We start from the raw sequence: 13,604 nt of genomic DNA on the forward strand, positions 1-13,604 counted from the left end.
GGGCGGGGCAATGGAACTTGCCCAGAAAGCCAAAAAGGTGATCGTCCTGATGAATCACGTGAATAAGCAGGGTGAATCGAAGATCTTGAAGACATGTACGCTTCCATTGACGGCAAAGCAGAGTGTGGATTTAATCATTACGGAAATGGCAGTCATGGAAGTTACACCGGAGGGATTGGTGCTGAAGGAAGTCATGACGCCATATACCGTGGATGATGTGATAAGGAATACAGAGGCAACGTTGAAAATCCATGCTGCTGTCAACACCATTGAATAGGTAAGAGGAGGAAAAAAGCATGAATGAGGTTGTCATCGTTGCTGGAGCGCGAACTGCAGTTGGATCCTTTGGCAAATCACTACGGAATGTTAAAGCTACCGAATTGGGCCGTCAAGTATTGGAAGGTTTAATGGATAATTCTGGGTTAGATAAAGAGAAGGTAAATGAAGTGATTTTCGGACATGGCTATGTCCACGGAGGCGGACTAAACTCGGCCCGAATTTCGTCGCAGATGGCATGTTTCCCACACAGTGTCCCAGGCCACGTTGTAATCAAAGCATGTGGATCAGGTTTAAAGGCCATTACCAACGCCGCTGTAACTATCGCTGCTGGTCAAGAAGACGTAATCATTGCCGGCGGAGTGGAGAGCATGAGCAATGTGCCTTATATCGTGAAAAATAGATGGGGCGGTAAATTTGGAAACGTAACGATGGAGGATGCTCTGCTGGCAGATGGATTAATATGTTCCTTGGGAAATGAGCATATGGGAATAACTGCCGAGCGCTTGGCTGAAAAATACGGTATCCGTCGTGAAGAACAGGATCAATTTGCTTATCAAAGCCACAAGAAGGCTTGTAAAGCTATAGTAGAGGGTCGCTTTGATAGAGAAATTATTTCGCTTAAAATCAAGGATCGAAAAGGACTTCAAATCTTCAACCATGACGAAGGGGTACGCGAGGACATTCATCTAGATCAACTAGCCAGTCTTCCAGCAGTATTCAAAAATGAAGGAACCATTACGGCAGGAAATGCCTGTCCTATGAATGATGGAGCTGCAGCTGTACTATTAATGTCCAAGCAGCAAGCAGAAGAAAAGGGATTAAAACCGCTCTTGAAAATAAAAGCTTTCGCCAGTGCAGGAGTTGAACCTGGAGTTATGGGGATTGGACCCGTACCAGCGACTCGAAAGGCATTGGCAAAAGCAGGTCTATCGTTAGAGGATATCGGACTGATTGAACTTAATGAAGCCTTTGCTGCCCAAGCACTTGCAGTGATCAAGGAGTTAGATTTGAATCAGGATATTGTCAATGTCAATGGAGGGGCAATTGCACTTGGTCACCCTGTAGGAGCAACAGGTGCAAAATTGACAGTCACACTGATGCATGAAATGTTGCGTTCACAAGTTAAGTACGGAATGGTAACGTTGTGTATGGCAGGTGGAATGGGACTTTCAGTAATCTATGAGAATATGTGTATTTAAGGAGGATAAATGTGCCGGATATAAAAAAACGGATAAACCAATGGATAGAGGATCATCGGGAAGAAGGAACAAACCTATTGCAAAAAATGGTACAAGCCCCGAGTACGCAAGGAAATGAAGCAGGGGCACAGGCCATCGTCGCCCAAAAGCTGCAGGAAATGGGTTTGCAGATCGATAGTTGGGAACCTGACGGCGGCGAGCTGAAAAAGCATTCTTATTTTTATTCTCCGCGCAGTGAATTTTCCAACAGCCCCAATGTGGTAGGTATCATGAAAGGGACTGGAGGCGGACGTTCCATCATACTGAACGGACACATCGATGTGGTTCCGGATGGAGACCGGGATCAGTGGGACGACGACCCATATAGCGGAGCCATTAAGAATGGAAGAATGTTTGGACGCGGAGTAACCGATATGAAGGGGGGAAATGTATCGCTGATCCTTGCGATGCAGGCATTGAAGGAAAATGGCATCCAATTAAAGGGAGATGTCATTTTTCAAAGTGTGATTGAAGAAGAAAGCGGCGGGGCCGGAACATTAGCGGCCGTACTGAGGGGATATAAAGCCGATGCTGCCCTGATCCCTGAGCCGACGAATATGAGGATTTTCCCGAAACAGCAGGGTTCGATGTGGTTCCGAATCTCTGTTAAAGGACGGTCAGCCCATGGCGGAACAAGGTATGAAGGCGTTAGTGCGATTGAAAAAAGCATGACCGTCATCAATCATATTCGTGCCTTGGAAGAAAAGCGAAATGCACGTATCATTGATCCGCTTTATCAGAACACTCCTATTCCGATTCCGATCAATCTAGGTGTCATTGAAGGCGGTAATTGGCCGTCATCCGTTCCCGACCTTGTGAAGGTCGAAGGAAGGATGGGCGTTGCGCCAGAGGAAACGATGGAGCAGGCGAAGGAAGAAATGGCCGCCTGGTTATTGCAGCTGGAGGAAGTGGACCAATGGTTCAAGGAAAACCCGGCCGTATTGGAATGGTTCGGGGCACGCTGGGTACCAGGTGCAATTGATGTAGAGCATGAACTGATGAATGCGCTTGTTCATCAATATCGGCAAGTTGCCGGACAGGACCCAGTCATTGAAGCATCCCCTTGGGGAACGGACGGGGGATTGCTGACACATGTCGGTGAAACGCCTGCAATCGTTTTCGGGCCAGGAGTAACCGAGGTTGCCCACTATCCAAATGAATATATCTTGCTGGACAACGTATTCTCCACAGCGGAGATCATTGCCCTTACTTTAATTCAATGGTGCGGAATGGAGACTGAGCAGGATGGGGTCACACAGGCAGGGAATAGAGAGACGATACCAGGCAATGGCAATTAAACTGGATAGCATCCCAGCAGGTAAAGCGAAATATTTCAGTCTTTCACAAAGCGGTTGTTAAAAACTCTTATATTTCTTGAACTTTTAACTATAAAAGAAAATGAGGTAGGAACCATATGGATATGAATCTCATTGATAATCAAGAACCGACAGTTAAAAGGCATCCCGATAATCAAGAACCGACAGTTAAAAGGCAACTGAAAGCAAGGCATATGACCATGATTGCCATTGGCGGTTCAATAGGAACCGGATTATTCCTGGCAAGCGGGGCAACCATCCAGAGCGCAGGGCCTGGTGGTGCCCTTGCTGCATATGCCTGCATTGGAATCATGGTTTATTTCCTTATGACGAGCTTAGGGGAAATGGCGACATATATGCCTGTGTCGGGATCATTTTCCACCTATGCCACACGCTTTGTTGATCCCGCATTCGGCTTTGCACTTGGCTGGAATTATTGGTTTAACTGGGCAGTCACCCTTGCCGTCGAAATAGCCGCTGCAGCCATCATCATGAAATTCTGGCTCCCTGATGTACCCAGCCTTATATGGAGCGCATTGTTTCTTGGAATCGTCTTCACCCTCAACGCCCTATCCATTAAAAGCTATGGTGAATCTGAATATTGGTTTGCCTTAATAAAAGTCGTCGCCATCATTTGCTTTATCATTATTGGTTTATTGACCATATTGGGGGTTTTTGGCGGAAAGGTGATCGGATTTGAAAACTTCACCATGGATGAGGCACCATTCAAGGGAGGATTTTTATCGATCATCTCAATCTTTCTAATCGCGGGATTTTCTTTTCAAGGCACAGAACTGGTTGGTATTGCTGCCGGAGAAAGTGAAGAACCCGAAAAAAATGTTCCGAATGCGATCCGCCAAGTATTTTGGCGCATCCTCTTATTTTACATCGGGGCCATCCTGATACTCGGTCTCTTAATACCTTATACGAGTCCAAGTTTGTTGAACGGAGATGTCGAAAATATTTCTGTAAGCCCTTTCACACTAGTCTTTGAACGGGCAGGACTGGCATTTGCGGCATCAGTCATGAATGCTGTCGTGTTAACCTCCTTACTATCTGCAGGGAACTCGGGGCTATATGCATCAACGCGGATGTTATGGTCGATGGCAAAAGATAAACAAGCTCCCAAATTCCTGGCCAAAGTCAACCGCAGGGGAATCCCGATGAATGCTTTGATCATCACGTCCTTAATTGGAGGACTCGCCTTCTTGACCTCCATTTTCGGGGACCATGTATTTACATGGCTATTGAATGCATCCGGGCTGACTGGTTTCATCGCCTGGATTGGAATCGCCATAAGCCATTATCGCTTTAGACGTGCCTATGTTGCACAAGGTGGTGACCTAAACGAATTGAAATATAAAGCAAAATGGTTTCCATTCGGTCCGATTCTTTCATTCGCACTGTGCATGCTCGTCATTGCAGGACAGAATTATGAAGCATTCCTAAGCGGCAGCATCGACTGGTATGGCGTTGCTGTCTCCTATATCGGATTGCCGATATTCCTGGTAGTCTGGTTAGGATACAAGTTTTATCACAAGACCAAATTAATATCATTAAAAGATTGTCAATTCGATAAATCAGATGTGGCTTGATACCAATGGAAAAAACCTGAGACCCCTTTGGGGACTCAGGTTTTTTATGGGGATTTGTATCGAAATCCGGTTATATCTGTGGAAATCCGGTTATATCTCCGAAAAACGGAATATATCTGCGAAACCCAGTTATATCTCCGAAAATCGAATTATATCTCCGAAAATCCAGTTATATCTCCGAAAATCGAAATATATCTTCGGAAATCCAGTTATATCTCCGAAAGCGGAAATTATCTATTAAAGTTCGCAGTATGGTAATTTTTTCAATAAATCATTTTTTATAGCTGAATAATTGGGAAGGGTGTGCAATACTATTATTCTATGTACGATATTACTGTGGATGAAAGGAAACTGATGATGAAAGAGGCGTTTCGCGGTTCTGGAATTGGAGTCATTTTCATGGCATTCTTCGGTACACTTTGGGCTGGTATTGGTGTAATGGGATTGCAGGGGTGGGGGTTTCCCTATGTGGAACTCGCAGCCATACTCGTAGGAATCATAATGGTTATCGGCGGCATTTCATTAATTCATGCATCACAAAAAATGTCCAATCAAGTTTCAGAAAATGGGGCTAGGCGTCTTAAGCGTATCGGATTTTTGTTTAATATGGTCTTCATTGCCGAAGGTTTACTGATCGGGATTGCCATTGCCATCTGTAACTTGATCAATCAGACCGATCTTATACCGGGAGTCATCGCCATTATTGTTGGGATTCATTTTTTACCTTTGGCGTCACTTTTCCAAATCAAGATCTACTATGCAACAGGTGTGCTTCTCTGTTTATTAGCGCTTATCACATTGCTTATTGTGCCAGACGCCGTCATGTTTGGAGAGCATCAAATCCTTGCACCGTTATCCTTGCTTGGCTTTGGATGCGCGCTAATTCTCTGGACCACTGGACTTATGCTATGGCTTGGAATAAAGAATTCAAGTCGAACGCTAGCCAATGAAGATTGAATCAATCAAAAAACCCGTCATGGTGAACGGGTTTTTCATTTTGATTAATTTTTCATCCAGGTCAAGAGCCTGACAATTTGAAATGGTTCATTCCAAACGAGAATGAAACTTAAAAGAAAGAATGCAGCCACAGCCAAAAATTTCGACTTTCCTTTTTCATTTTTATACATGGCCCCGAAACTGCAAAACATACCAATAAGCAACGCACCGAATCCTGAAATCATAAGCAGCTCGGAGGCTTTTGCTAAAGCAAGGGAACAGCAAATGATAGTGTACCAATCACTGCAAATACGATAGACCAATTGCTTAAACTTTTCATAGAGACTCCTTTTTTACTAATTATACCAATTTAGTGTTTGTAATGAAATTAATAAATTTGAGGTTGTCACTTATGGGAATATATTGTAATATATATAACAATATAAAAATCCATTTACATTTTTAGAAGCATTGATAAGGACTTGAATCATTTTTACGGTCTGCAGAGAGGGAAGGGCAGCTGCGAACTTCCTGGCTTAGGAAACTGATTTACCGCCTTTGAGCTATATCGGTGAACAAGAGTAACTGATATCGTCTAAGCTGCGTTACAAGCTCCAGAGCCATGAGTGTTTTTTGCTTATGGGAAATTGGGTGGAATCACGGGTAACGCACTCGTCCCTTACTTAGGGATGGGTGCGTTTTTTATTATTATAATTTTTGCCATGATAAGGACATGAATCATTTTTACGGTCTGCAGAGAGGGAAGGGCAGCTGCGAACTTCCTGGCTTAGGAAACTGATTTACCGCCTTTGAGTTATATCGGTGAACAAGAGTAACTGATATCGTCTAAGCTGCGTTACAAGCTCCAGAGCCATGAGTGTTTTTTGCTTATGGGAAATTGGGTGGAATCACGGGTAACGCACTCGTCCCTTACTTAGGGATGGGTGCGTTTTTTATTATTATAATTTTTGCCATGATAAGGACATGAATCATTTTTACGGTCTGCAGAGAGGGGAGGGCAGCTGCGAACTTCCTGGCTTAGGAAACTGATTTACCGCCTTTGAGCTATATCGGTGAACAAGAGTAACCGATATCGTCTAAGCTGCGTTACAAGCTCCAGAGCCATGAGTGTTTTTTGCTTATGGGAAATTGGGTGGAACCACGGGTAAACGCACTCGTCCCTCGCATAGGGATGAGTGCGTTTTTTTATTATTAAAAAAGGGGTGTTATGTGATGAGTGAAAAAAAGATTAAAGTTCAATTCCCGGATGGGCAGCAAAGGGAATATCCGCAAGGGGTGACGGTGGAAAGTGTGGCAGGGTCCATCAGCTCAAGTTTAAGGAAAAAGGCAGTAGCAGGAAAACTGGGTAAGCAACTGGTTGATCTAAGTCACAAGCTTAATAAGGATGCCGAACTGTCGATCTTGACTCTGGATTCGGATGAAGGATTACAAGTGTTACGACATACATCGGCACATGTTTTGGCGCAGGCTGTGAAAAGATTATACCAAAACGTGGAATTAGGGATGGGGCCAGTAGTGGAAGATGGCTTTTACTATGATTTTAAGTTAGACCATCCTTTGAGTTCAGAAGATCTACAAGCCATTGAAAAAGAGATGGAGTATATCATAAGTGAAAATCTGGAAATTAAAAGGATCGAAGCTACTTATGATGAAGCTGTAAAGTTATTCGTGGGCAGAGGGGAGTCATTCAAGTTGGATATAGCAAAGAACATCCCTAATGGTGAAAAATTAACGCTTTATCAACAAGGGGAATTCGTCGATCTTTGCAGAGGGCCGCACCTTCCATCCACTTCATTTGTAAAATCGTTCAAATTGACTCGTGTATCTGGTGCCTACTGGCGGGGAGACAATCAAAATGAAGTGCTTCAAAGGGTGTATGGCGTTGCTTTCCAAAAGAAAAAAGATTTACAGGAGCATTTTGAATTTCTGGAAGAAGCGGCTAAACGCGATCACCGTAAATTAGGGAAGCAGTTGGAGTTATTCATGTTTTCGGAGGAAGCCCCTGGAATGCCGTTTTATTTACCGAAAGGACAAATTGTTAGAAATGAATTGGAGAAGTTCTCACGGGAGCTTCAAACTGAAGCTGACTACGACGAAGTTCGCACTCCTTTCATGATGAACCAGCGGTTATGGGAACAATCGGGTCACTGGGATCATTACCATGAGAATATGTACTTCACTGAGGTGGATCAAACAAAATTCGCGATGAAGCCAATGAACTGTCCGGGTCATATGCTTATATTCAAAAACAGTCTTTATTCTTACAGGGATTTACCCATCCGGATGGCCGAATTCGGTCAAGTCCACCGTCATGAATATAGCGGTGCATTGAACGGGATGCTGCGTGTCCGTACATTTTGCCAGGATGATGCCCACATTTATGTTCGGAAGGATCAAATCGAAAGTGAAATTAAACAAGTGTTTCATCTGATTGATAAAGTGTATCGCACTTTTGGATTCGAGTATTCCGTGGAGCTCTCGACTCGTCCAGAGGATTCAATGGGCGATGATTCCCTTTGGGAAGCTTCTGAAACAGCCTTGAAAAATGTTCTGGAAAGCATCGGGATACATTATCAAGTAAATGAAGGGGACGGGGCATTTTATGGACCGAAAATTGATTTTCATATTAAAGATGCATTAAAAAGAAGCCATCAATGTGCAACAATCCAGCTTGATTTTCAAATGCCCGATAAATTTGATCTGACTTACATTGATGAAAATAATGAAAAAGTCCGTCCGGTCGTCATTCATCGTGCCATTTTTGGATCGATCGATCGTTTTTTTGGAATTCTGATAGAACATTTTGCCGGTGCATTTCCCGTCTGGCTCGCTCCGGTGCAAGTACAGATCATCCCTGTCTCACAGGTTCATTTGAACTATTGTTTAAAGGTTCAAAAAGAACTGAAGAATAAAGGCATAAGAGTGAAAATTGATGATCGGAATGAAAAGCTGGGGTATAAAGTCAGGGAAGCACAAATGGGGAAAATCCCATATATGCTGGTTCTTGGAGATAAAGAAGAGAAAGAAAATGAAGTGAATGTCCGGAAATACGGGGAACAAGAATTTGAAAATGTCGCAATAGAAATGTTCATTAAGAAAATGGTACAGCAAATAAAAGAACGCGGCAACTAACAAAAAAGCAGCTTAATCCGGAACTCACCAGTAAATGTGCGAAATTCACGAGTAAATACGCGGAACTCACGAGTAAATGTGTGAAACTCACGAGTAAATGCCCATTGGATTAGGTTTGGATAAAAAAAGACAGCCGGAATATTTCGGCTGTCTTTTTTCTATCTACAAATCCATACCCAGCCAACGCCCTGAACGAACTGCTGGAAACAGTTACCGCCCGGTCCGCCTTGACCGCCACCTTGACCGCCGCCTTGACCGCCGCCTTGACCGCCGCCCTGACCGCCGCCTTGACCGCCGCCACCGACAGGGCAAGTTAATCCTAGATATTGTAATCCGACTATATCTGTATGATGAATCTCATTCGGGATGCCACCTTCGAGTATCTGTACCATACCAGTAGCAGCATTGAACCCCATCAAAATAAAGGTGTGCTCGGTGTTACCCCAAAAACCTCTGAAACAATGACCTTGTCGGCCTGCGTTTAAATGACTCTGAATAGTAGCTAATGGAACCAGTGTTTGTACTGGCATTCTGTAATCATAATAAGGCAAATTGGCATAAGAATTATCATAATAATATGGATCATTATTATATGGAACATTATAAGGGTAATAATTATTATACATTTAAGAAATCCTCCCTTTGTGTTTACCCTTTCAAGCTATGAACAAAGAGGGATAAGTGTCCGACATGGACAAAGATGGACATTAAAATGGGTTGCCTATTTTATATATTTAATGAATGTAAGAGTAAACTCTTTATGTAAATAAAGCCTTGGCTGCTTGGATGGCAAAGTAAATGCCAATCCCTATAAGGGATATTCCTGAAATGATCGAAATGCCCATTAGAATGGGTTTGGATAAAATGCGTCTGAAGGTGCTGGCGATGATGGCCATTGCGAAATCCCAGGTTAAGAGGCCGACAAGGATCCCTGAACTGTATAAAAGCAATTGATCCATATCATATTTTGAAGCGGAGTTTGCCAGAATGGATCCATAAATTCCAAGCCAAAACAAAATGGATAAAGGATTCGAAAGGGACATGATGAATCCTGTCAGGAATGAAGAAATAAGGGAATCTTTCGCTTTTCGTGCATTCACTTCAATCTTACCTGCACTTAACAGACTTTCGATTCCGGTATAGGTCAGGACGAAAAATCCAAACAGCCATAAAAATGTCTTCATGAAGGAGTTGTCCAAAAAGTGGACGACACCGAAAAAGACGAGGGCTATAAATACAAAATCAGCTAAAATGGCACCCCAGCCAAAAACCCAGGCATGCCAAAAACCCTTCTTGATTCCTTTGTCCAATTGAGCAGCATTTATGGGACCGATAGGAGCCGCCAGTGATAAGCCTAATAATACATAGCTGAAAAAAACACCCAATTCATCACCTCATCGTTTGTTACATCTTCACTTATTTGAATGTATTCAGATAATTGGACTTGTACCACATTTTTGACCCTTTTTTTGAGTGGATATGGTGAATCATTGTCCGGTTTGCTGCTTATGGATGTACCTAGTCGTGACATGGTGTTTTTGTAACAACACAGAAAACTCCTTCATAATGTAATTTAGTCAAATGGAAAGACGCCAATTTTAATGCATGCGCTATTCAAAGCGGAATTGGAGGATAATTATGCCTGAATTATCGATGCCGAATAAATACAAAACAATTCTTGATATCATGCATACGGATATTGCAATAAATGAAATTAAGAATCATTTTGAAGAAGGAATTTCAAATGCGTTAAACCTGATTAAAGTATCAGCACCTATCATTTTAAATGAAGGTAATGGCATAAATGACAATTTAAATGGTGTGGATCGGATTCTTACCTTTGAAGCTCTGGATATTAAGAATAAACAAATCGAAGTGGTTCAATCTTTGGCGAAGTGGAAAAGAATCACTCTATCTAGGTATGGTTTGGCGTGTGATGAAGGCATTTACACAAATATGAATGCAATAAGACGTGATGAAAAACTGGATCATTTACACTCTTTATTTGTGGATCAATGGGACTGGGAGAAAGTCATAACGAAGGAACAGCGTAACGTAGATACATTAAAATCTGAAGTAAAAAAAATATATAGAGCCATTAAATCGACCGAACGTTATATGTTTGAATTCCATCATCTGCTTAAGCCTGTGTTACCTGATGACATTCACTTCATTACGACCCAGGAGTTGGAGGATTTATACCCGAATCTGACTTCGAAGGAAAGGGAGAATGTGGCAGCGAATAAATATGGTGCAATTTTCATCATGAAAATTGGCGGAGAGTTACAATCGGGGGAAAAGCATGATGGACGTTCACCGGATTATGATGATTGGGACCTAAATGGAGATATCGTTTTATGGAATCCACTCTTGGAATGTGCTTTTGAAGTTTCTTCAATGGGAATTCGAGTAGATGAAAAGTCACTGTTAAAACAATTAAGATTATCCAAAAACGAAAATCGTAAGGTGCTCGATTATCATAAGGCCGTATTGGAAGGAAAGCTTCCGTATTCAATAGGTGGAGGAATAGGGCAATCCAGATTATGCATGTTTCTGCTGAAGAAAGCACATATTGGCGAGGTTCAGGTTTCGGTATGGAATGACCAAATATTAAAGGATTGTGAAAAAAGGAATATTATTCTTTTATAAAGACGAAAGGAGGAAACCCATTATTAAACAGAATGGGTTGAGTTTGTAGTCAAAAGGGGCTCCAATTGAAATCAACGTTCATATTTTACACTCTCTAAAATGTAGGCAATCTAAATTAATATCGAGTTGTCAACAGTCTGACCCATTCTTAAACAGAATGGTTTTTTTTGTTTTAAAGGTAATAGGGGTAATTTTGGGTAAAGCGCTACTGAATAAATCTTTCTGCGCTATAACATAATAATTGAAGACATCTATAATGATGCAAAACAAATTAGTTTCACAATGTTACCTTTTATGCAATAAGTTGCTTTTATAATGGATGAGGAGTGTAAGTATGGAAGGTCATGAGAAGCAAAATAAAGATGTAAGCGTATGGTGCCTGATCAGTATGGCATCGATTCCATTGGTAATGACACTTGGAAATTCAATGCTTATCCCGGTTTTGCCCATTTTCGAGGAAAAGGTGGGAATATCTTCATTTCAATCAAGTATGGTTATAACAAGCTATTCCGTAGCATCCATTTTTTTAATTCCTATAGCGGGTTATTTATCAGATAGATTTGGACGGAAAATGGTGATTCTGCCAAGCTTGATCCTTGCCCTTATCGGCGGCTTGATCGCAGGTTATGCATCATGGAAAATGGAGAATCCATACACATGGATCATCATTGGAAGGGTATTGCAAGGGATTGGGGCGTCTGGGGCCTCGCCCATTATTTTGCCTCTGGTGGGGGATCTATACAAGGATGATGATGAAAAAACCAGTTCTTGTTTAGGAATCATAGAAACCTCGAATACATTTGGGAAAGTACTGAGTCCAATACTGGGTTCCCTGTTTGCTGCATTTATCTGGTTTTTACCATTCTTCTCAATTTCATTCTTCAGTTTAATATCTATTGTCTTGGTCTTTTTCTTTATAAAGGTACCAAAGGAGAAGGATGATCCGAAGAAATTCAAAGAATTCTGGCATGATACGAAAAAAATATTCAAGCAGGAAGGGAAATGGTTATATACAGTTTTCCTAATTGGTGTATTTGTCATGTTGGTTTTGTTTGGTGTTCTTTTCTTTTTGTCTGATAATCTGGAAAAAATCCATGATTTGCATGGAGTTAAAAAAGGTTTAGTAATAGCGATCCCGCTGTTTTTCCTTTGTGTATCTTCTTATGTTGCCGGGAAAAAAATCAAGGGTGAATTACCAATCATGAAAAAAATCATCATGATCAGTATAGCTGTTCTTTCAATCAGCCTTGTATTTGTCGGTTTTACAAAAAACAAGGTTTTCCTTTTATTACTCGTAACAAGTTTGGTTGGCATAGCGATTGGTGCGTTATTGCCGACACTCGACGCAATCATCACTCAAAATATAAAAAAGGAACAGCGGGGTACGATAACTTCCTTCTATATGTCATCAAGGTTCATTGGAGTTGCGGCAGGCCCTCCGGTCATGTCCCTTGTCATGAAAAATCATATCAATTTGACCTATATCATTTCAGGGATCATTGGTATAGGCATCGTTTTGATTGTTATGAAATTCATTAGTTCAGACAAAAAAGAAGCTGCTGCCTAATAGGTTTCTATAGAAGTTCTCCGAAAAAGCCGGGCTTTCCCACGGCTTTTTTTGTTTGTAAATCGGGAAATTTTTTTTGGCAAGTGGTTATAGGCCGAGGGTTGTCACATAAAATGTACAAGTCATGAACTAGCTCGAAGGAGTGATGCTTTTTGAGTGTACATTTACTGCTGAGTTACTTTTTCTTGGGACTTACCCTTGCAGCACCGATCGGTCCGGTGAACTCTGCTCGTATCGATAAAGGAATCAAGAACGGGTTTTGGCATGCCTGGATCGTTGGGGCAGGGTCGATGATTGCAGATGCCTTGTTCATGATTTTAGTGTATATAGGTATGGTAAGGTTTTTAGAAATTCCGATTGTCCAGATTTTTCTATGGCTTTTTGGGGGATTCGTGCTTATTTATTCTGGGGTCGAAAGTGTTTTACGGGTCAATACGATATTATTAAATGAATATAGGAATAAAGATTCTTTAATTTCCTGTTTTTTGACAGGGTTCATCATGTCTGTGACCAGTCCATTATCCATTTTATTTTGGTTGGGGATATATGGATCTGTTTTAGCTAAAACAGCTTCAAGTTACGGGACATCCCAACTTTTCATTTATAGCGGGATGATCTTCCTTGGGCTTACCTGTTGGGATTTTTTTGTAGCGGCATTAACGAATGGATTTCGCAGGTTCTTAAATGAAAAAAGCTTAATGGCCATTTCGATCATCTCTGGATTATCATTGGTAGGCTTTGGGGTTTATTTTGCATATCAAGGTATTTCTGCATTCATATCATAAAGCACCATGCTTTAGTTTATTACATAAGGTAGGGTATTTGAAAACTTCTTCCTTGCATAATTCATTGTGGCAATATCAACACTATG

General features: G+C 41.6%; 12 protein-coding genes and 1 other annotated feature. Of the genes, 9 read left to right on the forward strand and 3 right to left on the reverse strand.

Features of this window, described 5'->3' with window-relative positions; all coding sequences use genetic code 11:
* From LQ188_RS08625 to LQ188_RS08645, 5 genes are all read left to right on the forward strand, one after another.
* Positions 1-277, forward strand: a 277-nt coding sequence (locus LQ188_RS08625) for a CoA-transferase (RefSeq protein WP_290370112.1), incomplete at its 5' end; no start/stop codon positions are given.
* Positions 278-296: 19 nt separating this feature from the next.
* A complete protein-coding gene (locus tag LQ188_RS08630; RefSeq protein WP_230176598.1) occupies positions 297-1,478 on the forward strand; it encodes a thiolase family protein in 1,182 nt (393 codons plus the stop codon).
* Positions 1,479-1,489: 11 nt separating this feature from the next.
* A complete protein-coding gene (locus LQ188_RS08635) occupies positions 1,490-2,815 on the forward strand; it encodes a peptidase (RefSeq protein WP_230176599.1) in 1,326 nt (441 codons plus the stop codon).
* Positions 2,816-2,931: 116 nt separating this feature from the next.
* Entirely contained in the window at positions 2,932-4,428 is a 1,497-nt protein-coding gene (locus LQ188_RS08640; protein WP_286141415.1) for an amino acid permease, read from the forward strand.
* A 354-nt stretch (positions 4,429-4,782) separates the two neighbouring features.
* The gene (locus LQ188_RS08645) at positions 4,783-5,385 is read left to right on the forward strand and encodes a hypothetical protein (RefSeq protein ID WP_230176600.1); all 603 of its coding nucleotides are present in this window, start codon (positions 4,783-4,785) and stop codon (positions 5,383-5,385) included.
* A gap of 44 nt (positions 5,386-5,429) precedes the next feature.
* Here the strand turns inward: LQ188_RS08645 and LQ188_RS08650 are convergent, their stop codons facing one another.
* Complete coding sequence (locus tag LQ188_RS08650) at positions 5,430-5,687, reverse strand: hypothetical protein (RefSeq protein ID WP_230176601.1); 258 nt, start codon at positions 5,685-5,687, stop codon at positions 5,430-5,432.
* A 139-nt stretch (positions 5,688-5,826) separates the two neighbouring features.
* Positions 5,827-6,047: a binding site (T-box leader), on the forward strand.
* 550 nt (positions 6,048-6,597) lie between these two features.
* On the opposite strand from LQ188_RS08650, the gene thrS reads away from it, so the two are divergent.
* On the forward strand, positions 6,598-8,517 hold the full coding sequence (gene thrS, locus LQ188_RS08655) for a threonine--tRNA ligase (RefSeq protein ID WP_230176602.1): 1,920 nt from the start codon (positions 6,598-6,600) through the stop codon (positions 8,515-8,517).
* A gap of 158 nt (positions 8,518-8,675) precedes the next feature.
* On the opposite strand, the gene LQ188_RS08660 is transcribed toward thrS, so the two are convergent.
* Together LQ188_RS08660 and LQ188_RS08665 are read right to left on the reverse strand one after the other, a co-directional pair.
* Positions 8,676-9,143 carry a hypothetical protein gene (locus tag LQ188_RS08660; RefSeq protein WP_230176603.1) on the reverse strand — a complete coding sequence of 156 codons (468 nt, stop codon included), beginning with the start codon at positions 9,141-9,143 and terminating at the stop codon, positions 8,676-8,678.
* Between the two features lie 132 nt (positions 9,144-9,275).
* Positions 9,276-9,902 (reverse strand): LysE family transporter, encoded by a 627-nt coding sequence (locus tag LQ188_RS08665; RefSeq protein ID WP_101223172.1) that lies wholly within the window; start codon positions 9,900-9,902, stop codon positions 9,276-9,278.
* A gap of 253 nt (positions 9,903-10,155) precedes the next feature.
* Between LQ188_RS08665 and asnA the strand changes: the two genes are divergently transcribed.
* The 3 genes from asnA (at position 10,156) to LQ188_RS08680 (ending at position 13,518) form a co-directional block, all read left to right on the forward strand.
* Positions 10,156-11,166 (forward strand): aspartate--ammonia ligase, encoded by a 1,011-nt coding sequence (gene asnA, locus LQ188_RS08670; protein WP_363320585.1) that lies wholly within the window; start codon positions 10,156-10,158, stop codon positions 11,164-11,166.
* Between the two features lie 334 nt (positions 11,167-11,500).
* Positions 11,501-12,733 (forward strand): MFS transporter, encoded by a 1,233-nt coding sequence (locus LQ188_RS08675; protein WP_230176604.1) that lies wholly within the window; start codon positions 11,501-11,503, stop codon positions 12,731-12,733.
* A 152-nt stretch (positions 12,734-12,885) separates the two neighbouring features.
* Positions 12,886-13,518 carry a LysE family transporter gene (locus tag LQ188_RS08680; RefSeq protein ID WP_230176605.1) on the forward strand — a complete coding sequence of 211 codons (633 nt, stop codon included), beginning with the start codon at positions 12,886-12,888 and terminating at the stop codon, positions 13,516-13,518.
* Positions 13,519-13,604: the final 86 nt, after the last annotated feature.

It is taken from the genome of Peribacillus sp. Bi134 (assembly GCF_918698065.1).
Classification (GTDB): domain Bacteria; phylum Bacillota; class Bacilli; order Bacillales; family DSM-1321; genus Peribacillus.

Coding starts and splice junctions, on each gene's coding strand:
- LQ188_RS08630 (WP_230176598.1), top strand. CDS start 297: ATGAATGAGGTTGTCATCGTTGCTGGAGCGCGAACTGCAGTTGGATCC.
- LQ188_RS08640 (WP_286141415.1), top strand. CDS start 2,932: ATGGATATGAATCTCATTGATAATCAAGAACCGACAGTTAAAAGGCAT.
- LQ188_RS08645 (WP_230176600.1), top strand. CDS start 4,783: ATGATGAAAGAGGCGTTTCGCGGTTCTGGAATTGGAGTCATTTTCATG.
- thrS (WP_230176602.1), top strand. CDS start 6,598: ATGAGTGAAAAAAAGATTAAAGTTCAATTCCCGGATGGGCAGCAAAGG.
- LQ188_RS08660 (WP_230176603.1), bottom strand. CDS start 9,143: ATGTATAATAATTATTACCCTTATAATGTTCCATATAATAATGATCCA.
- asnA (WP_363320585.1), top strand. CDS start 10,156: ATGCCTGAATTATCGATGCCGAATAAATACAAAACAATTCTTGATATC.
- LQ188_RS08675 (WP_230176604.1), top strand. CDS start 11,501: ATGGAAGGTCATGAGAAGCAAAATAAAGATGTAAGCGTATGGTGCCTG.